This is a genomic window from Leisingera sp. ABM4_060, assembly GCF_056158765.1.
Genome location: NZ_JBSWTX010000001.1, coordinates 4,068,310 through 4,088,657 on the forward strand (window position 1 = coordinate 4,068,310; position 20,348 = coordinate 4,088,657).

General features: G+C 65.7%; 20 protein-coding genes. 13 read left to right on the plus strand and 7 right to left on the minus strand.

What is annotated here, in order from left to right; all coding sequences use genetic code 11:
* Positions 1-54: 54 nt before the first annotated feature.
* Together ACXAEH_RS19720 and ACXAEH_RS19725 are read left to right on the plus strand one after the other, a co-directional pair.
* Positions 55-1,509, plus strand: a complete 1,455-nt coding sequence (locus tag ACXAEH_RS19720) for an efflux RND transporter periplasmic adaptor subunit (protein ID WP_475035236.1) — start codon at positions 55-57, stop codon at positions 1,507-1,509.
* Positions 1,510-1,514: 5 nt separating this feature from the next.
* On the plus strand, positions 1,515-4,910 hold the full coding sequence (locus ACXAEH_RS19725) for an efflux RND transporter permease subunit (RefSeq protein WP_475035238.1): 3,396 nt from the start codon (positions 1,515-1,517) through the stop codon (positions 4,908-4,910).
* Here the strand turns inward: ACXAEH_RS19725 and ACXAEH_RS19730 are convergent.
* A complete protein-coding gene (locus tag ACXAEH_RS19730) occupies positions 4,880-5,341 on the minus strand; it encodes an NUDIX hydrolase (protein ID WP_475035240.1) in 462 nt (153 codons plus the stop codon). The two genes, ACXAEH_RS19725 and ACXAEH_RS19730, sit on opposite strands and share 31 nt — an antisense overlap.
* On the minus strand, positions 5,338-6,153 hold the full coding sequence (locus ACXAEH_RS19735) for a protein-disulfide reductase DsbD domain-containing protein (protein ID WP_475035242.1): 816 nt from the start codon (positions 6,151-6,153) through the stop codon (positions 5,338-5,340). Before ACXAEH_RS19735 ends, ACXAEH_RS19730 begins: the two co-directional genes overlap by 4 nt.
* A 190-nt stretch (positions 6,154-6,343) precedes the next feature.
* Between ACXAEH_RS19735 and ACXAEH_RS19740 the strand changes: the two genes are divergently transcribed.
* Positions 6,344-6,901: a YqgE/AlgH family protein gene (locus ACXAEH_RS19740; protein ID WP_475035244.1), complete on the plus strand. Its 558-nt coding sequence runs from the start codon at positions 6,344-6,346 to the stop codon at positions 6,899-6,901.
* A gap of 305 nt (positions 6,902-7,206) precedes the next feature.
* On the opposite strand, the gene ACXAEH_RS19745 is transcribed toward ACXAEH_RS19740, so the two are convergent.
* Positions 7,207-8,157 carry an L-threonylcarbamoyladenylate synthase gene (locus ACXAEH_RS19745; protein WP_475035246.1) on the minus strand — a complete coding sequence of 317 codons (951 nt, stop codon included), beginning with the start codon at positions 8,155-8,157 and terminating at the stop codon, positions 7,207-7,209.
* Positions 8,158-8,298: 141 nt separating this feature from the next.
* Between ACXAEH_RS19745 and ACXAEH_RS19750 the strand changes: the two genes are divergently transcribed.
* The 5 genes from ACXAEH_RS19750 (at position 8,299) to ACXAEH_RS19770 (ending at position 12,492) form a co-directional block, all read left to right on the plus strand.
* Positions 8,299-10,002, plus strand: coding sequence for an acyl-CoA dehydrogenase (locus ACXAEH_RS19750; protein WP_475035247.1), 1,704 nt, complete (start codon positions 8,299-8,301; stop codon positions 10,000-10,002).
* A gap of 3 nt (positions 10,003-10,005) precedes the next feature.
* Positions 10,006-11,052, plus strand: a complete 1,047-nt coding sequence (locus tag ACXAEH_RS19755) for an MBL fold metallo-hydrolase (protein WP_475035249.1) — start codon at positions 10,006-10,008, stop codon at positions 11,050-11,052.
* Between the two features lie 36 nt (positions 11,053-11,088).
* Positions 11,089-11,541: a DUF6173 family protein gene (locus ACXAEH_RS19760; RefSeq protein ID WP_039159902.1), complete on the plus strand. Its 453-nt coding sequence runs from the start codon at positions 11,089-11,091 to the stop codon at positions 11,539-11,541.
* A gap of 164 nt (positions 11,542-11,705) precedes the next feature.
* Entirely contained in the window at positions 11,706-11,840 is a 135-nt protein-coding gene (locus ACXAEH_RS19765) for an aa3-type cytochrome c oxidase subunit IV (protein WP_475035251.1), read from the plus strand.
* A 31-nt stretch (positions 11,841-11,871) separates the two neighbouring features.
* Entirely contained in the window at positions 11,872-12,492 is a 621-nt protein-coding gene (locus tag ACXAEH_RS19770; RefSeq protein ID WP_475035252.1) for a hypothetical protein, read from the plus strand.
* 208 nt (positions 12,493-12,700) lie between these two features.
* Here the strand turns inward: ACXAEH_RS19770 and ACXAEH_RS19775 are convergent, their stop codons facing one another.
* Positions 12,701-13,030, minus strand: a complete 330-nt coding sequence (locus ACXAEH_RS19775) for an AzlD domain-containing protein (protein ID WP_475035254.1) — start codon at positions 13,028-13,030, stop codon at positions 12,701-12,703.
* Entirely contained in the window at positions 13,027-13,755 is a 729-nt protein-coding gene (locus ACXAEH_RS19780) for an AzlC family ABC transporter permease (RefSeq protein ID WP_475035255.1), read from the minus strand. Before ACXAEH_RS19780 ends, ACXAEH_RS19775 begins: the two co-directional genes overlap by 4 nt.
* Positions 13,756-13,811: 56 nt before the next feature.
* Between ACXAEH_RS19780 and fdhD the strand changes: the two genes are divergently transcribed.
* Genes fdhD through ACXAEH_RS19805 form a run of 5 tightly spaced genes read left to right on the plus strand, consistent with a single transcriptional unit; the run spans position 13,812 to position 18,514 of the window.
* The gene (fdhD, locus tag ACXAEH_RS19785; RefSeq protein ID WP_475035256.1) at positions 13,812-14,705 is read left to right on the plus strand and encodes a formate dehydrogenase accessory sulfurtransferase FdhD; all 894 of its coding nucleotides are present in this window, start codon (positions 13,812-13,814) and stop codon (positions 14,703-14,705) included.
* The gene (locus ACXAEH_RS19790; protein WP_475035258.1) at positions 14,702-15,262 is read left to right on the plus strand and encodes a hypothetical protein; all 561 of its coding nucleotides are present in this window, start codon (positions 14,702-14,704) and stop codon (positions 15,260-15,262) included. The genes fdhD and ACXAEH_RS19790 overlap by 4 nt, the downstream gene beginning before the upstream one ends.
* Positions 15,259-15,897, plus strand: a complete 639-nt coding sequence (gene mobA / locus ACXAEH_RS19795) for a molybdenum cofactor guanylyltransferase MobA (RefSeq protein ID WP_475035259.1) — start codon at positions 15,259-15,261, stop codon at positions 15,895-15,897. Before ACXAEH_RS19790 ends, mobA begins: the two co-directional genes overlap by 4 nt.
* On the plus strand, positions 15,894-16,385 hold the full coding sequence (gene mobB / locus ACXAEH_RS19800) for a molybdopterin-guanine dinucleotide biosynthesis protein B (protein WP_475035261.1): 492 nt from the start codon (positions 15,894-15,896) through the stop codon (positions 16,383-16,385). The genes mobA and mobB overlap by 4 nt, the downstream gene beginning before the upstream one ends.
* On the plus strand, positions 16,382-18,514 hold the full coding sequence (locus tag ACXAEH_RS19805; protein WP_475035262.1) for a molybdopterin-binding protein: 2,133 nt from the start codon (positions 16,382-16,384) through the stop codon (positions 18,512-18,514). Before mobB ends, ACXAEH_RS19805 begins: the two co-directional genes overlap by 4 nt.
* A 150-nt stretch (positions 18,515-18,664) precedes the next feature.
* On the opposite strand, the gene ACXAEH_RS19810 is transcribed toward ACXAEH_RS19805, so the two are convergent.
* Together ACXAEH_RS19810 and greA are read right to left on the minus strand one after the other, a co-directional pair.
* Positions 18,665-19,705, minus strand: coding sequence for a hypothetical protein (locus ACXAEH_RS19810; RefSeq protein ID WP_475035263.1), 1,041 nt, complete (start codon positions 19,703-19,705; stop codon positions 18,665-18,667).
* 22 nt (positions 19,706-19,727) lie between these two features.
* Positions 19,728-20,198, minus strand: a complete 471-nt coding sequence (gene greA / locus ACXAEH_RS19815) for a transcription elongation factor GreA (protein ID WP_475035264.1) — start codon at positions 20,196-20,198, stop codon at positions 19,728-19,730.
* Positions 20,199-20,348 lie beyond the last annotated feature (150 nt).

Sequence of the window (20,348 nt, forward strand, 5' to 3'; positions counted from 1 at the left end):
GCTTTGGCAGGCCATTGGCGGTCCCGGCTGCATCCGCCACCGGAAGGGAGAGACATGCGCTTTTTGCGTCAGAGTATGACAGGGCTTTTCCTGGCGGCGGTAACGGCGGGCCTGCTGCTGTATGCCGGGCAGCTGGTTTTCAATGCCATCGAGGCGCAGCTGAATGCCGAGCGCAAGGCGCCGCCCGCGCGTGAGCGGGTGTTTGCGGTCAATGTGGTGGTGGCGGACTTGCAGACGGTGGCGCCGGAACTCACCGCTTTTGGCCGGGTCGAAAGCCGCCGGGCGCTGGAGCTGCGCACTGCAGCGGGCGGCCGGGTGGTGCAGTTGTCGGAGGATTTCGAGGAAGGCGGCAGGGTGCAGGCCGGCGAGGTGCTGGTGCAGATTGATCCGGCCGATGCCCAGGCGGCGCTGGACCGGGCCGAGGCCGACATGATGGATGCCCGCGCAGAAGAACGCGATGCCGGCCGGGCGCTGATCCTGGCACAGGATGAATTGCAGGCCACCCAGGACCAGGCGCAGCTGCGCGAGCGCGCATTCCAGCGGCAGCTTGATCTGGCAGCGCGCGGGGTGGGCTCGGCCGCGACGGTGGAGACCGCGGAACTGGCCGCGGTGCAGGCGCGTCAGACGGTGATCTCGCGGCGCCAGGCGGTGAGCCAGGCCGAAGCGCGTGCAGACCAGGCGGCCACCCGGGTGGCCCGGGCGCAGATCGCGCTGGATGAGGCGCGCCGGGATCTGGATGACACCACCATCAAGGCCGGCTTCGATGGCACCCTGCAGGCGGTGGCGCTGGTGCAGGGGCGGCTGGTCTCGGCCAATGAGAAACTGGCGGATCTGGTGGACCCGAAACTGCTGGAGGTGGCGTTCCGGATCTCGACCGCGCAATACGCCCGGCTGCTGGACGCTGAGGGCCGGCTGCTGCGGGCGCCGGTGCGGGTGACGCTGGATGCCGCCGGGGCAGGCCTGAGCGCCGCTGGGCAGATTTCCCGCGCCAGCGGGGCGGCCGGCGACGGCCAGACCGGCCGGCTGGTCTATGCCAGGCTGGAGGCAGCACCGGGGTTTGAGCCCGGGGATTTTGTCACCGTCAAGGTGACCGAGCCTGAGGTGGCTGCCGTGGCCCGGGTTCCGGCCTCGGCGCTGGGTGCCGATGGCTCGGTGCTGGTGCTGGGGGAAGAGGACCGGCTGGAGGCCTTGGCGGTGGAGCTGGTGCGCCGCCAGGGCGATGACGTGCTGATCCGCGGCTCCGGGCTGGAGGGCCGTGAGGTTGTAACCGGACGTACGCCTTTGCTGGGCGCAGGCATCAAGGTGCGCCCGCTGCGTCAGGGCGCCGAAGTGCAGGCTTTGCCGGAGCTGATTGAACTCAGTGACGAACGCCGTGCCAGGCTGGTGGCCTTTGTCGAGGGCAGCAGCCGGATGCCCTCGGAAATGAAGGAAAAGATGCTGGCGCAGCTGGCTGAGGCCAAAGTGCCCTCGCAGCTGGTCTCCCGGATCGAATCCCGGATGGGAGGCTGAGGCCCATGGTGCGCAGGCTCCCCAGGCCGGCCCGCGGGCTGTTCAGCTATTTCACCCGCCACCGCACTGCGGCCAATCTCCTGCTGGTGATCATGCTGGTGCTGGGGGCGGTGGCGATGCCCAACATGCGGGCGCAGTTCTTCCCGGATGTGATTGTCGAGCGTGTCACCGTCACCGTCGAATGGGAGGGCGCGGGTCCGGAGGATGTGGACAGCGCCATCGTGCAGGTGCTGGAGCCCGTGCTGCTGGCGGTGGACGGGGTTGAGGAGACCACGTCTAGCTCGCGCGAGGGGGCGGCGACGCTGACGCTGGAGTTCGAACCCGGCACTGACATGGGGCAGGCGGCGGATGATGTGCAGTCTGCCGTTGACGGTGTCACCACGCTGCCGGAAGAGGCGGAGGAGCCGGATGTGCGGCGCGGCGCCTGGCGCGACCGGGTCACCGATGTGGTGATCACCGGGCCCGTCGGCGCGGCGCAGCTGGGACTGTTCTCCGACGAACTGGTGACGCGGCTGTTCGAGGCCGGGGTCACCCGCACCACGATCCGCGGCGTGGCGGCGCCAGAGACCATTGTCGAGGTGCCCACCGCACAACTGATCACCCATGACATCACCATGCGCGAAATCGCGGAGGCCATCGCGGCCGAGGTTGACGCCGACCCCGCAGGCGATGTGAGCGGCGCCAACGCCCGCGTCCGCACCGGCCGCGAAAAGCGCAAACCGGATGAGCTGGAGGCCATCGTCCTGCGCACCAATGCCGACGGCTCGGTTCTGACCATTGGCGATGTGGCGCAGGTGCGGGTCGAAGGGGTGGACCGCAACCGGTCGTATTTTGTCGATGATAATCCGGCGATGTCGATCCGGGTGGACCGCTCGGACCAAGGCAATGCCATCCGCCTGCAGGGACAGGTGCAGGATGTGGTCGATGAAATGCAGGCCAGCCTGCCGCAAGGGGTGACGGCACAGCTGATCCGCACCCGCGCCGAGCGCATCACTGACCGCCTGGATATCCTTGTCGACAACGGGCTGATGGGGCTGGGCCTGGTGCTGTGCCTCCTGTTCCTGTTCCTCAACACCCGGATTGCCTTTTGGGTTGCGATGGGCATCCCGGCGTCGATGTTTGCCGCGGTGGCGCTGATGTATGCCGCCGGGATCACCATCAATATGGTGAGCCTGTTTGGCCTGATCATCACCCTCGGCATCGTGGTGGATGACGCCATCGTGGTGGGCGAGCATGCCGATTTCCGTGTCCGCCGCCTGGGAGAGAACCCGGTGCAGGCGGCCGAAAATGCGGCCCGGCGCATGGCGATGCCGGTCTTTGCCGCAACACTGACCACAATCATCGCCTTCTTTGGCCTGACCCTGGTCGGCGGCCGTTTCGGCGAACTGATCCGCGACATCCCCTTCACCGTGATTGCGGTGCTGGCAGCGTCGCTGTTGGAATGCTTTCTGATCCTGCCCAACCATTTGGCCCACGCGCTGACCCATGCCCAGGCGCGGCATTGGTATGACTGGCCGAACCGGATGGTGAACCGCGGCTTCCGCTGGCTGCGCGATCATGTCTTCCGGCGGCTGATGAGTGCGATCGTCACCGCGCGCTACGCGGTGCTGGCGGGCGCGCTGGCGATCCTCGCCAGCCAGGCGGCGCTGTTCATCAATGGCGATGTTAAATGGCGCTTCTTCAACGCACCGGAACGTGCTTCGGTCACCGGCAATTTTGCCATGGCCGAAGGTGCCACCCGCAGCAATTCCCTGGCAATGATGCGGGAAATGCAGCGCGCCACCGAGGCGCTGGGCGCCGAATACGCCGAACGCTACGGACGCAATCCGCTTGCCTTCGTGATGGCCGAAGTCGGCGGAAACGCAGGCCGCGGCCTCAGCGGGGTGGAGGCCAAGGACACCGATCTCCTGGGCGGAATCTCGATCGAGCTGATCGACGCCGACCTGCGCCCCTATTCCAGCTTTGCCTTTGTAGCCGAGCTGCAGGAAACCGTCGCGCGCCATCCGATGGCAGAGACGCTTTCCTTCCGCAGCTGGCGCTCGGGGCCGGGCGGGGATGCGCTGGATGTGCAGTTCTCCGGCCCCAGCGTGCAGGTGCTGAAAACGGCCTCCGAAGACCTGAAGACCGCGCTGCTGCGGTTCCCCGAAGTCTCAGCCGTCGAGGATAACCTGGCCTATGACAAGGAGGAGGTGATCCTTGATCTCACCCCCCAGGGCCAGGCGCTGAACTTCACCATCGGCAACCTCGGCCAGGCGCTCAGGGCGCGGCTCAACGGGATCGAGGCGGCGACCTATCCGGACGGGCCGCGCAGCGCCGCGATCCGGGTGGAACTGCCCGAGGGCGAGCTGACCGCCGACTTCCTGGAGCGCACCCTGATGCGGGCGCCCAGCGGGATCTACGTGCCGCTGGCTGATATCGTCTCGGTCACCCAGCGCACCGGGTTCTCTACCGTGCGGCGCGAAAACGGCATCCGGGTGATCAGCGTCACCGGCGACATCTCCGAAGACGACCCTGCCCGCGCCGAGGCGGTGATGCAGGCGCTGCAGCAGGAGGTCTTGCCGAAAATTGCCAGCGAACGGCAGGTGGAATGGCGCCTGTCCGGCCTTGCCGAGCAGGAACAGACTTTCCTGCAGGAGGCGGGCACCGGGCTGATCCTCTGCCTCACCGGCATCTACCTGGTGCTGTCCTGGATCTTTGCCAGCTGGACCCGGCCCTTGGTGGTGATGGCGATCATCCCCTTTGGCCTCGTCGGCACCATCTGGGGCCACTACATGTGGGAGGTGCCGCTTTCCATGTTCACCGTGGTTGGCCTGTTGGGCATGACCGGGATCATCATCAACGATTCCATCGTGCTGGTGACTACGATTGACCAGTATGCCCAGGACCGCGGGCTGATCCCCTCGATCATCGACGCGGCAGCCGACCGGCTGCGCCCTGTAATGCTGACCACCATGACCACGGTGCTGGGGCTGGCGCCCTTGCTGTTTGAACGCTCGCAGCAGGCGCAGTTCCTGAAACCAACGGTGATTACCCTGGTCTATGGCCTGGGCTTCGGCATGTTCCTGGTGCTGCTGGTGGTGCCTGCGCTGGTGGCGATGCAGCGGGACCTGTCGCGGCCGATGACCTCGCTGCGCCGCGCCGTGCGGCAGGGGGCTGGCGGTTTGCGCTGGCTGGTGATGGGCACCGCGCTGGCACAGCTTGGCTGGCTGGTGCTGACACTGGGCTGGGCGATGGCCACCGGCGCGCTGCACCCGCTATTGCGGATGGTGCCGGTGCTGGCGGCGATGGAGCCGGTGCATGCAGGCCTGCTGGCCTGTGTCGCGGGGGCTTTGGTGCTGACCCTGCTGGCCTATCTGGCCGGCGGCGCGGCTTACCGTTTCAGCGCCCGCCAGCGGGCTTGAGCCAACCGTGCAACTTCGGCCACTTGATCCAGCAGTTGAAGTCCGCGGGTTTCGATTTCTGCCACCGGGATCCATTCGGCCTGCTCGGCATCATCATCCGGGACAGGAGCGCCGCTGATGTGTTCGCAGAGAACCACGGTCAGCAGGTACTGGCGCTGCACTGTCCCGCTGTCATCGCGCGAAATCACATCCACATTGGTAAGATACTCCAGCGGCCTGGCAACAACGCCGGATTCCTCCAGCAGTTCGCGCGCGGCGGCTTCCAGCGCGGTCTCGCCCATCTCGACATGGCCGCCGGGGAAGCCCCACCAGCCCGCATTGGGTTCCTTGCCGCGCTGCACCAGGATCACCTGGTCCTGGCCGCCATAACGACGGCAGACCACGGCAATGGTACCCAGCACCGGGCGCGGCGGAACCTCTGGCACGCTCATCCGGCGCTGCAGCCCTGGATGTCGACAGCGTGGTTCTTGCCCAGCACCGTGATCCGCAGCTGCGAGCGGTCAATGGCGTAGGCAGTTCTGTCCGCAGGCAGGAACTCGGTTTCCGCCACCAGCAGGCCGCCCTCGCGGCGGGTGGCGGTTTCGCCGGCAAAGAGGCTGGGGGTGCCGGGCTCGATCACCGCCACTTCCTCGCCGCCGGCCGAGGGCATCGAGATGCGGGCGGTGACCTTCATGCCGTATTCGGTGGGGTGCAGGCTGCAGGTGGCCTGGCGCACGCCGGCCTCCTTGGCGGACCAGGGGCGGCTGGCAAGTGCTGCGGCAATGGCCGGGTTGCGGCCTGCACTGCCGTCCAGCTGATGATCGAAGCTGAGTTCTGCCGGCACGCAGACATCCTTGCAGACACCCAGCTGCATCCGGCCCTTGAGGCGCACCGGCTTGCCCGGTGTCTCTGGCGTGATCTCCACCGGCAGCACCAGCTGATCATGATAGCCGATGGTGCGGTAGCCGGAGGTCAGAAACACTTCCGGTGACGGCCAGGTAATTGACAGTTCCCCGACATTGCGTGCGCCGCGCCAGGAAAAGCTCGGCGGGATACCTGCATCGCCGGGCGCGCGCCAATAGGTCTTCCAGCCGGGCTGCAGCGTGACCTTCAGCGCGCCCAGATAGGTGCCGCGCTTGGTCATGCCGCCGTCCAGCACGTCGATCTGCACGATCTCCCCTTCCGCAGCGCCGGAAAGCGCCGGTGTGCCTGCCAGAGCGGCAAGCAGGGCCGCGGCCGCGGTGATCTTCAGCTTCTGTTTCATGTCCTGATACATGCGCTGCAAAGCAGGGTTTGCCAAGTCACGATCCGGTCAGAGACCGGAAAGCCGCCCCACATCATCCTGAGTTTGCGGCAATTTTGCCGAAGGCTTTACCGCACGCGCCTTTGGCGCCCCTTGCGTGCAGCCCGGCAGGGCGTCATGGTGGGGGGAGGCAGCAGAAAGACGGAATTACATGGATCTGACTGGCAAGCTCTTGATTGCAATGCCCGGAATTGGCGACCCCAGGTTTGAGCATTCGGTGGTTTTCCTGTGCTCGCACGGGGAGGAAGGCGCGATGGGGCTGATCGTCAACAAGCCCGCCGACGGGGTGGTGCTGGGCGATTTGCTGGAGCAGCTGGACATGGGCGGCGAGGGCAGCGCGGCAGCGGCCCTGCCGGTGCGCTTTGGCGGCCCGGTGGAAACCCAGCGCGGATTTGTGCTGCACACGCCGGATTACGAATTGGATGTGAGCTCGCTGAAAGTGCCGGGCGGGTTTTCAATGACTGCGACGCTGGATATCCTGGAGGACATCGCGCAAGGGCAGGGGCCAGAGGATCTGCTGGTGCTGCTGGGCTATGCCGGCTGGGGGCCGGGGCAGCTGGAGTCAGAGATTGCGATGAACGGCTGGCTGACCGCAGATGCCAGTCCGGACCTGGTGTTCGGCTTGGCCGATGACAGCAAATGGGGCGCGGCGCTGAACACGCTTGGGGTCGACCCGCTGACCCTCTCGGCCAGCGCCGGCCACGCCTGAACGGCCAAGGTAGCTGCCGTTGCACCAGGGGCAGGGGCGGGCTCCCGCCCTTTGTTCCGATCATCAAAGATGAGCGGAACAAAGGTTGGGCGTGGCGCCGCGCGGGGCGCGGCGCGCCTCCGGCGGGAGTATTTGCAACCAGAAAGAAGCCAGCGCGTTTGTGGCAGGTGACGGGATTTTCCGGGACCAATCCGGGTGGTTGCGGGCATAGCGCCGCGCATGCGCGGCGCTATGCTCAACGCTTTGAAAGCCATCTTTGATGGTTGAAAAGGGGCGGGAGAGCTGCGGCTGCAGGCGCTGGCGGTTCAGCCCCGCGGTGCGGCGGCGCGGCGGAGGCGGTCGTTGATGGCCACGCCCAGCCCGCGCTCCGGGATTGGAGCGACGGCAATAGGCCGGCCCAGCGCATCCAGCCGGTGCAGATGGCCAAAGAGATTGGCGGCGGCCTCTGCCAGGTCACCGCGTTCCGAAAGGGTCAGGTCGCAGGCGCCCGGTCCGAAGCCGAGATACAGCTCGCCCTCTGCTGCAGCCTTTGCCTTCAGCCGTACTGGCGCACCCGGCGCGTAGTGCGACAGCAATTGCCCAGGCGCGGTCAGCGGGTCGTGCACATCGCGCATTGCCAGCTTGCGGCCCAGAACGTCTTCCACCGCTTCCGCCGCCAGCCCGCCGGGGCGCAGCAGCATCGGCTCTGGCCCTGCCAGGCCGATGATTGTCGATTCCAGCCCGACGCCGCAGGCGCCATCGTCCAGAATTGCGGCGATGCGGCCGTCCAGCCCGGCCTGCACATGCGCCGCCGTGGTAGGGCTGATCTTGCCCGAGGGATTGGCCGAGGGCGCCGCCACCGGCCCGTCCAGCGCCTGCAAGAGCGCCTGGCCCGCCGGATGCGCCGGCACCCGCACGCCCAATGTCCCGAGCCCTGCTGTGACCAGCGGAGAAATGCCGTGCCCGTCGCGCAGCGGCAGCACCAGTGTCAGCGGGCCGGGCCAGAACGCCTGCGCCAGTTGCTCCGCAACATCATTCCACTCGACATAGCGCTGCGCGGCTTTCGCAGAATGCACATGGGCAATCAGCGGGTTGAAGGAGGGCCGCCCCTTGGCCTCATAGATCGCTGCAACCGCCTCGCCCAGACGAGCGTCAGCACCCAGGCCATAGACCGTCTCGGTGGGGAAGGAGACTAGTTTGCCCTGCCGCAGCAGCAGGGCTGCACGGGCAATTCCCGCTTCCGTCGCGGCAAGAATTTCAGTGCTCTGCTGGGGCATTCCGGGTGACGCGGCGTTTTGGTTGATTGCAATAGGCGTCCGATTAGGTAATCGGTCGAGCCACTGACCATAATAGGCCCGTGCCGGGAAGCCAAGACTGCCCGCGCCAGGACGCCCCTTAAAGACCGCCAGAGGACGCCCATGACCTTCCGTGCCCCCGTTTCCGAGTATGAGTTTCTGCTGAACCATGTGGTTGGCTACGAGGCCATCCCGGAGACGGAGCGCTTTGCCGAGGCCTCAACCGACATGGTCAGCGCGATCCTGACCGAAGCGGGCAAGCTGTGCGACGAGGTGATGGCGCCGCTGCAGCGCAACGGCGACCTGCACCCGGCGCATCTGGAAAACGGCGTGCTGCGGACCTCGCCCGGGTTTGCCGAAGGCTACCAGGCCATTTGCGAGGGCGGCTGGGTCGGCATCAGCGCCGCGGAAGAACACGGCGGCATGGGGCTGCCGCAAACCGTTGCCACCGCAGTCTACGAGATGATGGCCGGCGCCTGCCTGTCGCTGCAATTGGCGCCGTTGCTGAGCCAGGGCCAGATCGAAGCGCTGGAGCATCATGCTTCGGATGCGATCAAGGCGCTTTACCTGCCGAAGCTGATCTCCGGCGAGTGGTCCGGCACCATGAACCTGACTGAGCCGCAGGCGGGCTCGGACGTAGGCGCGCTCAGCTCCAAGGCGGTGCCCAATGGCGATGGCACCTATGCGGTCTCGGGGCAGAAGATCTTCATCTCCTGGGGCGACAATGATTTCTGCGGCAATGTCTGCCACTTGGTGCTGGCGCGGCTGCCCGATGGGGTGCCGGGCACCAAGGGGATATCGCTGTTCCTGGTGCCGAAGTATCTGCCGGATGCGGAGGGCAATCCGGGCAAGGCGAATGATCTGAAGGTCGTCAGCCTGGAGCACAAGATGGGCCTGCACGGCTCGCCTACCTGCGTGATGCAGTTCGACGGCGCCACCGGCTGGCTGGTCGGCCCTGAGCACGGCGGCATGGCGGCGATGTTCACTATGATGAACAACGCCCGCCTCGGCGTCGGCGGCGAAGGCGTCGGTGTTGCCGAGGGCGCCTATCAGCACGCGCTGGCCTATGCGCTGGAGCGCAAGCAGGGCCGCACTGCCAGCGGTTTCATCGCTGACCACGCCGACGTGCGCCGGATGCTGATGGAGATGAAGGCGGAAATCTTTGCCTCCCGCGCGATTCTGCTGGCCTGCGCCCGGGCTATCGACATGCAGACCGCCACCGGTGAAGCCGGTTGGGCCGCCCGCGCGGCCTTCCTGACCCCGATCGCCAAGGCCTTTGGCACTGACACTGGCATCCGGGTCTCGGAAACCGGGGTACAGGTGCATGGCGGCATGGGCTTCATAGAAGAGAGCGGCGCCGCGCAGTACTATCGCGACGTGCGGGTGACCGCGATCTACGAGGGCACCAACGGCATCCAGTCGATGGACTTGGTGGCGCGCAAGATGATGGACGGCGGCGATATGGCGTTCTCGCTGATCGACGAGATCGAGGAACAGGCCGAACGCGCCCGCGCCACCCATCCCAACATGGCGGAAGCCGTCTGGCAAGCGTGTGAGTCCTTGCGCGAAGCCACCGAATGGCTGGTGGCGCAGGATGACCTGCAGGACCGTTTTGCCGGCTCGGTTCCGTACTCGCGCGCCTTTGCCCGGGTGCTGGGCGGCCACTGCCACCTGGCCGCAGCCATGGCCGACCCGGGCGGCCCGCGTGAAAAGCTTGCGCGCTTCTACATAACCCGGATGCTGCCGGAACACGCCGCCCTTCTGGCCCATGCCCAGGCGGGTGCTGCCGGCACCTTTGCGCTCAGCCTCGACGAACTGGCGGGTTGAGCCATGACCAGTGTCCCCGAAGTCAGCCTGCGCACCCCTTGGGAAGAGCCGCCCGCACAGGGCGAAGCGATCGAGGTGGCCGAAGGCGTGTTGTGGATGCGCCAGCCGCTGCCGATGAAGCTGGATCATGTGAACATCTACGCGCTGGATGACGGCGACGGCTGGACGGTGATTGACACCGGCTTCAACACCCGCAAGAGCCGCGCGATCTGGGAGAGCCTGATTGCGGGCCCGCTGAAGGGCAAGCCGGTGAGCCGTGTTGTCGGCACCCATCACCACCCGGACCACATCGGCCTGGCGGGCTGGTTCCAGTCAGAACATGGCGCCGAACTGGTCACCACCCGCACCGCCTGGCTGTTTGCCCGGATGCTGACGCTGGACGTGCAGGAGACATGGCCCGAGGAAACCTTGGCCTATTACCGCAGTGCCGGCATGGATAAGGCGTTTTACGAAAAGCGCGCCGCCGACCGGCCCTTCAATTTTGCCGATACCGTGCACCCGATGCCGCTGGGGTTCACCCGGATCAAGCAGGGCGACGTGATCCGCATGGGGCAGCGCGACTGGGAGGTGCATATCGGCAATGGCCACGCGCCGGAGCATGCCACCTTCTGGAGCCGCGACGACCACCTGGTGATCACCGGCGACCAGATCCTGTCCTCAATCAGCCCCAACATCGGCGTTTACGCCACCGAGCCGATGGCCGACCCCTTGGGCGAATGGCTTGAGGCCTGCGAGCGGCTCTCAATCCTGGCCCGCCCGGACCACCTGGCGCTGGGCGGCCACAAGCTGCCGTTCTCCCGCCTGCCGCTCCGGATGCGGCAGCTGATCGACAACCACCACGGCGCGCTGGAGCGGCTGATGGATCACCTTTGTGTGCCGAAAACCGCGGCGGATTGCTTTGCCCCCCTGTTCAAGCGCACAATCGGAGAAGGCGAGTACGGGCTTGCACTGGTCGAATCCGTGGCCCATGTAAATCACCTGTACCACACCGGCCAGGTGGATCGCTGGAAACGCGAAGACGGCGCCTGGCTTTATCAGCGCAAGGGGTAATGCACCCCGGACAGTTCCAGATCTTGGGGGGAAAGAATGGACAACGAGATTTCAACCAGCGCCGAGGCGGCAGAGGCGGCGATTCTGCCCTGCGTGCACGAGGTCCACGCCGATCCCGAGGCCTGCGCAGGCCTGACCAAGGTGCCGGAGAAGCTGCAGCGGCAGGACGCCGCCAAAAGCCCGGCGCGCTGGGCCTACGAGCGGCTGATCCTTTATATCCAGAATTTCGAGCAGCAGCTCGACGGCGAGCATGAGGTGGCGATGGGCTTCACCGGCGGCGACGCCGGGGTGCTCAGGATCGAGGGCATGGGGTACTATGATCCCGATATTCTCACTTTCTATGGCAGCGAGGGCAACGGTTCCAAGACCCAGCTGGTGCAGCATGTCAGCCAGCTGAGCGTGATGCTGCGGGCCGTCCCGAAAGCGCGCCAGGAAGAGCCGGCCAACCGGATCGGCTTCCGCCTCGCCTCGGACCTGGAGCAGGAGTGACGCGGGACGATTCGGGCTGCCGCCCGTAAAATCTGCCGTTTCGGCCGGGCAAGGCCGGGGTCGCAGGTATTTTTTACCCCTATGCGCTTTATTGACGTGGTGACAGTGCAGGGCAAATCCGGTAATCACCGGAAAAATGCACGTGAATTCGAGGGAACACGCACATGGCTGAACATCAGCACGGCACCATGGACACCACCGTTCAGGAAAAGGTCTATGCAGGATTTCTGACCTTCATCACCCGCTCCTGCATCGCGCTGTTCTTCTTCGCGATCTTTCTGGCTGTTTTCGCCTCCTGATCCTCAGCCCGGCAATCAGGGAAACATGATGATGCGCAACCTGCTGTGCCTTGGCGCGGTGATGCTCGCGCTGGCGGGTTGCGCGGCGCCTCAGCAGCCCAATGCGGATGCTGAAACGCTGGCGCAGGTGGCTTACCGCCATCCCGGCCCGGCCACACTCACCCTATATACCATGATCAACAACCGCACCGGGCGGGGCGGCCATGCGTCGCTGATGATCAACGCCTCCGAGCGGGTGATCTTTGACCCGGCGGGCTCGTTCTATGCTTCGGTGGTGCCGGAGCGCGATGACGTGCTGTACGGCATCACCCCGGCGGTTGAGAAGGCCTATCGCGGTGCCCATGCCCGCAGCACTTTCCATGTGGTGGTGCAAACGGTTGAGGTGACGCCGGAACAGGCCCAGAAAGCCTATCAGCTGGCGGTGGCCAATGGCCGTGTGCCCGGTGCCTTCTGTGCACAGGCAACCATTGCCATCCTGCAGCAGGTTCCGGGGTTCGAGAGCCTGGAGCGCACCTTCTATCCGGAGAAACTGGCAGAGCAATTCGGCCAGCTGCCCGGCGTGGCGACGGACAAATACTACGAGACCGACAGTGCTGACCTGCAGGACGGGTTGGCCCGCAGTGATGCGGCCCTGAGCGCTGCCGAAGAGTAACCCCTGTTAAAAGCAGCCCGGTGGCGCCGGGCCGTTGCCTGCCCGGCGCGGGCCATGCTGCCCATGGCCAAGTGAATTGCTGAGAAGGCCTTGAGGGGCAGGTCTGCCCTCAAGGCCGTAGCCATTCTACCGCACTCACCGCCGCCTCAAGGGCAAGCCGCGCTTGCAGCGCGGACGCTAGCGCGTCCCTTGACCCGGCAATGAGCGCTTAGGCCGCAAGGTACAAGAGCAGCAGTGAAACACCGCCGGCAGCGAGGCCGTAAAGCACGTTTCTGGTGAGGTAGCCGACAGCAAAGGTTGCCGCGGCGGCGGCAAAGTGGATCAGGCTGGGGGCGCCATCCGTGGGTGCGGGCCAGACCACCAGCGGCGCCACCAGCGCGGGAATGATCGCCACCGCGGTATAGCGCAGATGGCGCATCAGCCAGGGCGCAATCGGCTTGCCGCCCATGAAGCCGATGAAGGCAAAGCGCAAGCCATAGCTGCCCAGAGCCAGTCCGATGATCACGGTCCATAGAATGGGTGCAGGAATACTGCTCATTTTGCCGCCTCCGTCTTGGCTTTCTGCCGCTCCAGCCACAGTTCTGCCTGGGCGCCTGCCATCATGCCGGCAATGCCCGCCACGATCAGCCCAAGGTTATAGGGCAGGGCGGAGGCCGGCAGCGAGGTGGCGACCGCCACGAAACAGGCCGCGACATGGGCAGGCGTGCGCAGCATCGGCCCGATCATCGCCAGGAAGGCCAGCGGCAGCACAAAATCCACCCCCCAGCTTTCCGGAATGCGGGTGCCGACCAGCGCACCCAAAGCGGTGGCAATCACCCAGGCCGGCGCCACGATGCCATTGGTGCCAAAGAAATAAGCCATGCGGTGGGCAACCGGCATCTTGGGCTCATTCTCGAACTGCACGATCGACAGCGCATAAGACTGGTCGACCATGAAATAGGCGGCAATCGCCCGCTGCCACATCGGCGCATCACCCAGGTAAGGTGTCAGAGAGGCGGAATACATCGCCATCCGCAGGTTCACCGCCAGCGCTGAAATCAGGATGATGATCAGCGGTGCATTCTCCTGCATCAGTTGCAGCGCGGTGAATTGCGCCGCTCCGGCAAAGACCGCCAGCGAAAACGCAAAGGCCTCGGGCACAATGAGCCCGGCCTCTGCCGCCAGAACCCCGAACAGGAAGCCAAAGGGCGACGCCATGAAGATGAACGGTGCGCTGTCGCGGAAGCCCTTCCAAAAGGCCGATTTGGTGGTGGTGATTGCCATGCGGGCACCCTAGATTGCGTTTGAACCGGCCTACGCCTGAAACTGGAGGTTTGCAATTGGCCCGAACGGATGTCAGCAAAAGTGACGGGGCGGAATATCTGATCGCCCCCGGCGTTTCCGACCCGCGCCTGACCCGCGCCGTCACCGGCGTTGACCAGAACGGTGAGGCCAGCGAGATCGCGGTGGTCGAGGAACGCCCCCTGACCATCTTCCTGAACAGCCAGGAAATTGTCACCGCGATGACCATTGGCGACTACCCGGAATATCTGGCGCTTGGCTTCCTGCGCAACCAGGGCATGCTGCGGAACGAAGATGAGGTCACCTGCGTCGACTATGACGAGGACCTGGAAACCGTGGTGGTGCGCACTGCGGTGGAAACCAGCCACGAGGAAAAGCTGAAGAAGAAGACCCGCACCTCGGGCTGCGCCGTCGGCACCGTCTTCGGCGACATGATGGAGGGGCTGGAGGATGTGCGCCTGCCTGAGGTGGAAGTGAAAACCTCCTGGCTTTATGCGCTGGCCCACAAGATCAACCGCACGCCGTCCCTGTACCTGGAGGCCGGCGCCATCCACGGCACCGTGCTCTGCCATCAGGACCGCCCGCTGGTCTATATGGAAGACGTCGGCCGCCACAACGCGGTGGACAAGATCGCCGGCTGGATGCTGTCGGAGCAGGCAGAGGCGGCGGACAAGATCCTCTACACCACCGGCCGGCTGACCTCGGAAATGGTGATCAAGACCGCGATGATGGGCATCCCGGTGCTGGCCTCCCGCTCGGGCTTCACCGCTTGGGGCGTTGAGATCGCTCGCGAGGTTGGCCTCACCCTCATCGGCCGCATGCGCGGCCAGCGGTTTATTTGCCTCTCGGGCGAGGAGCGGCTGGTGCGCGACATGGATCCGAAAGACGCACCGGTAGAAGAGAAGAAGCACCGGCGCAAGAGTGCGGGATGAGCAATTTGATTTATGAGTTTGATTACAAGCCAACGCTCAAGGAGCTGAAGTCGGGCGGCAGGTTAGTCTACAAAAATTTGTACAGCGGTCCGTGGCAATTGGCGGTTGCAGTCAAGAGCCTGTTTTTCGGTTTGTCCGGACTTGTTGTTGGGCTGATTGTCGCGATGAACACCTTTAAGCAGTTGAAGGTTGCCATATCTGATGCTCCGCTTGCCTATTATGGTTTGGTGTTGATCGTGGGACTTGCCGTGTTGTTTACCCTGGCGGCGCTTTCCTACCGGCCAGTGAAGGTATTTCATAAGAAGCTGCAGGATTCCAATCTTAAGGCGAAGGTGTCGGCTGAAGGGATCGAGCTGCACTCACCGGAATGGAATTATTTTTCGTGCTGGACCAAACTCGATGCCCCTCGGGAAAAAGGTGAAATGTTAGTCTTCGGTTTTGCCCACCTTGGATTTGTTTTTTCGGATCGAATGTTTGAACCGATTGGCGAACCAGCGGTAGTCCGAGCACAAATCATTGATTGGTACCACCAGCAAGAGGATAAGAGAACACAATGACCCAGCCCCTCGGCGTAATCCTCGCAGGCGGCCTCGCCACCCGGATGGGCGGCGGCGATAAGGGGCGGCTGCAGGTCGGCGGCCAGAGCCTCTTGTCCCGTGTCGTGGACCGTCTGTCGCCGCAGGTCGCAGGGCTTGCGCTCAACGCCAATGGCGACCCGGAGCGGTTCGCCGACCTGGGCCTGCCGGTGATTGCAGACTCGATCGAAGGTTTCGCCGGTCCTCTGGCCGGCGTCCTGGCCGGGCTCGACTGGGCGGCGGAGCAGGGCGCGGAGACCATCGTCACCGCCGCCGCCGACACACCCTTCTTCCCGCAGGATCTGGTGGCCAGGCTGACCGCAGCGTCCGAGGGCATGGAGCATCCGCTGGTGCTGGCCACCACCCCGCGCACCGGTGAGGAAGCGCTGAAGTCCGGCGGCGGCAAGCGTATCAACCGGCACCCGGCCTTTGGCCTCTGGCCTGTTGCCCTGCGCGACGACCTGCGCGCGGCGTTGCAGGATGGCCTGCGCAAGGTGGTCTTGTGGACCGATCAGCACGGCGGGCGCGAGGCACTGTTCGAGGCAGAGCCGTTTGACCCCTTCTTCAACATCAACACGCCGGATGATCTGGCCCGCGCCGAGGCGCTGATCAAATGAAGATCTACGGCATCACCGGCTGGAAAAACAACGGCAAGACCGGGCTAATGGAGCGGCTGGTGGCCGAATTCTGCGCCCGCGGGCTGACGGTCTCGACCCTGAAACACGCCCATCATACCACAGACGTCGACCAGCCCGGCACCGACAGCTACCGGCACCGGCAGGCAGGCGCTTCCGAGGTGGTGCTGGCCTCGCCCAACCGGGTTGCCATCATGCAGGAACTGCGCGGGGCAGGGGAGCCGTCTTTCACCGAGCTGCTCTCGCGCCTGCGCCCGGTGGATCTGGTGCTGGTCGAGGGCTTCAAACGCGAACCCCATCCAAAGATCGAAGCCTACCGCACCGCTGCAGGCCAGCCGCTGATCGCGCCGGAGGATCCCTCTATCCGCGCTGTCGCCAGCGATGTGCCGCTGCACTTGGACCGTCCGGTTTTTGACCTCGATGACACTGCAGCGGTTGCGGATTTCATTCAGGCGGAATTGGGGCTGTGACCGGCTTTGATACCGTGCTGGCGGTCGATTGGTCCGCCGCCAGGCGCAGGCCGCAGCGGCCCAGCAAGGACGCCATCTGGCTGGGCGTGGCACGTGGCGGGCAAGCGGAGCAGCAAATCTACTGCCGCAGCCGGCAGGAGGCCGAGGCCTGGATCAACAGCTTCCTGGCCGCCGAACAGGTGGCGGGCCGGCGGGTGCTGGCGGTATTTGACTTCCCCTTTGGCTACCCGCGCGGATTTGCCCGCCGGGTGACCGGCTCGGACGATCCCTTTGCGCTCTGGCAGTGGCTGGAAGAACGCATCGAAGATGCCGGGGACGGCAGCAACAACCGGTTTGAAGTGGCCTCAGCCATGAATCGCCTGTTTGCCGGTCCCGGTCCGTTCTGGGGTAAGCCGGATGAGAAAGCCTGGCCCGAAATCCCCTACCGCAAGTCTGGTATCCTCTATGCGGATGTGGCTGAACGGCGCCGTGCGGATCTGGCGGCCAAGGCGGCGTCTTCCTGTTTTCAGCTGTTCTTCAACCCGACGGTGGGCAGCCAGGTCCTGATGGGGTTGCCGGTGCTGCAGCGGCTGCGGCTGCGGCATCAGGCCGCTGTCTGGCCGTTCGAAAAGGTTGCGGCCGCGCAAATCGTGTTTGCGGAAGTCTGGCCAGGATTGATCGAACCGGCGGTAAAGGCTGCGATGGCGGCTGCCGGACCTGAGGAAATACGTGACCAGGTGCAGATGCGGTTGCTGTCCCAGGCGCTCAGCCGCTTGCCGGCAGAGGAGCTGGCGGCAATGCTGGAGGCTGCGCCTGAGGAGGCACAAGAGGAGGCTTGGATTTTGGGCACCGGATTTGAGGACCGCTTGAACGCGCTGGCCCCGGACGGGCCGGGCGGCCTGACGCCGCCGCCGCTCAGCAACGATTGTTTTGCCCTGCCCGCGGGCGTCGATTGGACGCCGGTGGATGACGCGCTGGCCCTGCTGCGGGAGCGGCTGGGGCCGGTCACCGGTGCGGGAGCCGTGCCGCTGGCAGACGCCCTGGGCCGGGTGCTGGCAGAGGATGCGGTCGCCAAGCGCTCGAATCCGCCGCTGCCGAACACGGCGGTGGACGGCTACGGCTTTGCCGGCCTGCGGGCAGAGGGGCCGCATGTGCTGCCGCTGGTGGAGGGCCGCGCCGCAGCGGGCGTGCCGTTCGAGGGGGAAGTGCCTGCCGGCAGCGCCATCCGGGTCCTGACCGGGGCAGCGCTGCCGGACGGGGTGGACACGGTGATCCTGGAAGAGGATGTGAACACCGATGGCACCCAGATCGCCTTCAATGGCCCGCTGAAACAAGGCGCCAACACCCGCCAGGCGGGTGAGGATGTCTGCGCAGATGAGGTCATCCTGCCCGCGGGCCGGGTGATCACCCCGGCAGACCTGGCTCTGGCCTCGGCGGTGGGGCTGGCAGAGCTTACCGTCCGGCTGCCGCTGCGGGTCGGGGTGCTCTCCACCGGCGATGAACTGGTGGAGGCAGGCGGGCCTGCGGGCAAGGGACAGATCTTTGACGCCAACCGGCCGATGCTGCTGGCGCTGATCCGCCAGCTGGGCTTTTTGCCAGTGGACTTGGGCAAGGCGGCGGATGACCGCGAGGCTTTGCGGGCGCGGCTGGATGCGGCAGCGGCGGAGACGGATGTGATCCTGACCTCCGGCGGCGCCTCGGCAGGCGATGAAGACCACATGTCGGCACTTCTGCGCGAGGCGGGCGCGATGCAGGAATGGCGCATCGCGCTGAAACCCGGCCGCCCGCTGGCACTGGGCATGTGGCAGGGCACGCCGGTGTTCGGCCTGCCGGGCAACCCGGTGGCAGCGCTGGTCTGCACTCTGATCTTTGCGCGACCCGCCATGGGGCTGATGGCGGGCGCAGGCTGGCAGGTGCCGCAGGGTTTCGACATCCCGGCCGCCTTCGGGAAACGCAAGAAACCGGGCCGCCGCGAATACCTGCGGGCACGGGTGCGGGACGGCAAGGCGGAGGTCTTCAAATCCGAAGGCTCCGGCCGCATCAGCGGTCTTAGCTGGGCCGAGGGCCTAGTGGAGCTCGGCGACGGTGCCGCCCATATCCAGCCGGGCGATCCGGTGCGCTTCATCCCCTACGGCAGTTTCGCAATGTAGCCGGGAAGCTCCCGCCCGCGGCACAGCGCATCAAAGATGCGTGCCCGCCGTTGGGCATAGCGCCGCGCTGGCGCACGGCGCGGCACCGTTCCTGTTTCTTTCTGGTCTTAAATACTCGCGCTGCAGGCAGCGGCCCAACGGGCCGCCCCCCTAGTCGAATGTCCCGGCCACCCGGCCCAGCAGCATGAAAGCGCGCGCCGTGCGGGTGTCGCCGAGGGCGGAGATCTCGCTGTCGCTCGCTTCGGCCTCGAAATCGGCAAACATCTGGTCGAACCGGCGCAGGAAGTGATGCGCGGCATCGCGGAAAATCGGGTCCTGCTTCATCCGTGCTGCGGTCAGCGCCAGCGAGGTGCGGTCGCGCACGCCGCCCAAAGCCGCCACCGCCCGTCCGCGGGCGCCCTGGCCGAACTGGCGCCAAATTTCCGGGCGGGCCATATCGGGGCGCAGGTCGTCCATATAGATGCCGTCCTGGCTGAGCAGCGTCAGCACATCCTGCGCGGCCTGGATCACCTGTGCGGCCTTGCGGTCCTGCAGCGCGGCGCGCAGCGCGGCAAAGCCTTCATGATCCTCGGCGGTTTCCGGGAAATTCAGTGCCCGGATGAACTGCTCTGCGGCCAGCGGCGGGGCGGTGTCGGCGGCATCGGTGCCAAGCGCGAGAGAACCCTGCTCGGCGGCGGTCATCTCAGCTGCGGCCGCCGGAATTGCCGGGCGCGCCGGGGTGTCGCGGCGGCTGGTGTGGAAGGTGGCCAGCGCGGTTTCAGTCTTGCGGGTGGCTTCGGCGATTTCCTCCAGCCGCTTGCTCACCGAAGGCTCCGCCACCGCCGCATGCTGCTGCGCCTGGGCCAGGTAGGTCTGGCGCAGCCCGTCGATGGCGGCCTGCAGCTGCTCGCTTTCCTCCCGCATCACCCGGGCCGAGCGCGCGGCAGAGGCCGCAACCCACAGCATCGCCAGCGGCAGCACCAGGGCCAGCACGCCGGTGATCAGGTCAGCCCATTGCGCCAGGCCGCCGTCTTCCGGGCCAAAGAGGTACAGCCCCGCCGCCGCCAGCAGCCACAGGGCGCCAAGGCCGATGGCCACCAGCTCAGCCCCGCCCAGGCCATTGCCGCCGGGCGCGTCAATGCGGGGCAGCGGGCGGCTGCCCGGTGCCTTGGAGCCCGGGGCGCTGCTGGAACCTGTGCTGGAGCCTGTCATAAATGCCCGTTTACCTTGGTGATCAGGAATAGACGATCTTGAGGATCTCGTAGCCGCGCTCGCCGCCGGGGGTGCGCACTTCCACACTGTCGCCTTCTTCCTTGCCGATCAAGGCGCGGGCAATCGGCGATTTGATGTTCAAGAGGCCCGCTTCGATGTTGGCTTCATGCTCGCCGACGATCTGCCAGGATTTCTCCTCGTCGGTGTCCTCGTCCACTACGGTCACCTTGGCGCCGAACTTGATGGCACCGGAAAGCTTGGAGGGGTCGATCACGTCGGCCAGCGACAGGATGCCTTCCAGCTCCTTGATGCGGCCCTCGATGAAGGACTGCTTTTCGCGGGCCGAGTGGTATTCCGCGTTTTCCGACAGATCGCCCAGTTCGCGGGCTTCGGCGATCGCCTGGATGATGGCCGGGCGCTCGACGGATTTCAGGTTCTTCAGTTCGGCTTCCAGCGCGGCGTGGCCGGCCGGGGTCATCGGGATCTTTTCCATGTGATTGGTCCAGGTCGCTTATTGTTCTTGTCATGTGGAAAGCCGGAGCCCCGCAGCATCTGCCGCGGGGCCTCCGGTCCGGTTGACAATTACCTGACCCAATCCGGCGCCCGATTTCAAGTGGCCGCGGACCCCGGGCGCCGTGAAATC

What these genes read in the sequence shown, in the direction of transcription:
- ACXAEH_RS19770 (WP_475035252.1), top strand. Translation starts at nt 11,872, where the DNA reads ATGCGCAACCTGCTGTGCCTTGGCGCGGTGATGCTCGCGCTGGCGGGT.
- ACXAEH_RS19745 (WP_475035246.1), bottom strand. Translation starts at nt 8,157, where the DNA reads ATGCCCCAGCAGAGCACTGAAATTCTTGCCGCGACGGAAGCGGGAATT.
- greA (WP_475035264.1), bottom strand. Translation starts at nt 20,198, where the DNA reads ATGGAAAAGATCCCGATGACCCCGGCCGGCCACGCCGCGCTGGAAGCC.
- ACXAEH_RS19725 (WP_475035238.1), top strand. Translation starts at nt 1,515, where the DNA reads ATGGTGCGCAGGCTCCCCAGGCCGGCCCGCGGGCTGTTCAGCTATTTC.
- ACXAEH_RS19790 (WP_475035258.1), top strand. Translation starts at nt 14,702, where the DNA reads ATGAGCAATTTGATTTATGAGTTTGATTACAAGCCAACGCTCAAGGAG.
- ACXAEH_RS19765 (WP_475035251.1), top strand. Translation starts at nt 11,706, where the DNA reads ATGGCTGAACATCAGCACGGCACCATGGACACCACCGTTCAGGAAAAG.
- mobA (WP_475035259.1), top strand. Translation starts at nt 15,259, where the DNA reads ATGACCCAGCCCCTCGGCGTAATCCTCGCAGGCGGCCTCGCCACCCGG.
- mobB (WP_475035261.1), top strand. Translation starts at nt 15,894, where the DNA reads ATGAAGATCTACGGCATCACCGGCTGGAAAAACAACGGCAAGACCGGG.
- ACXAEH_RS19780 (WP_475035255.1), bottom strand. Translation starts at nt 13,755, where the DNA reads ATGGCAATCACCACCACCAAATCGGCCTTTTGGAAGGGCTTCCGCGAC.
- ACXAEH_RS19755 (WP_475035249.1), top strand. Translation starts at nt 10,006, where the DNA reads ATGACCAGTGTCCCCGAAGTCAGCCTGCGCACCCCTTGGGAAGAGCCG.
- ACXAEH_RS19810 (WP_475035263.1), bottom strand. Translation starts at nt 19,705, where the DNA reads ATGACAGGCTCCAGCACAGGTTCCAGCAGCGCCCCGGGCTCCAAGGCA.
- ACXAEH_RS19760 (WP_039159902.1), top strand. Translation starts at nt 11,089, where the DNA reads ATGGACAACGAGATTTCAACCAGCGCCGAGGCGGCAGAGGCGGCGATT.
- ACXAEH_RS19720 (WP_475035236.1), top strand. Translation starts at nt 55, where the DNA reads ATGCGCTTTTTGCGTCAGAGTATGACAGGGCTTTTCCTGGCGGCGGTA.
- ACXAEH_RS19740 (WP_475035244.1), top strand. Translation starts at nt 6,344, where the DNA reads ATGGATCTGACTGGCAAGCTCTTGATTGCAATGCCCGGAATTGGCGAC.
- ACXAEH_RS19775 (WP_475035254.1), bottom strand. Translation starts at nt 13,030, where the DNA reads ATGAGCAGTATTCCTGCACCCATTCTATGGACCGTGATCATCGGACTG.
- ACXAEH_RS19735 (WP_475035242.1), bottom strand. Translation starts at nt 6,153, where the DNA reads ATGAAACAGAAGCTGAAGATCACCGCGGCCGCGGCCCTGCTTGCCGCT.
- ACXAEH_RS19730 (WP_475035240.1), bottom strand. Translation starts at nt 5,341, where the DNA reads ATGAGCGTGCCAGAGGTTCCGCCGCGCCCGGTGCTGGGTACCATTGCC.
- ACXAEH_RS19750 (WP_475035247.1), top strand. Translation starts at nt 8,299, where the DNA reads ATGACCTTCCGTGCCCCCGTTTCCGAGTATGAGTTTCTGCTGAACCAT.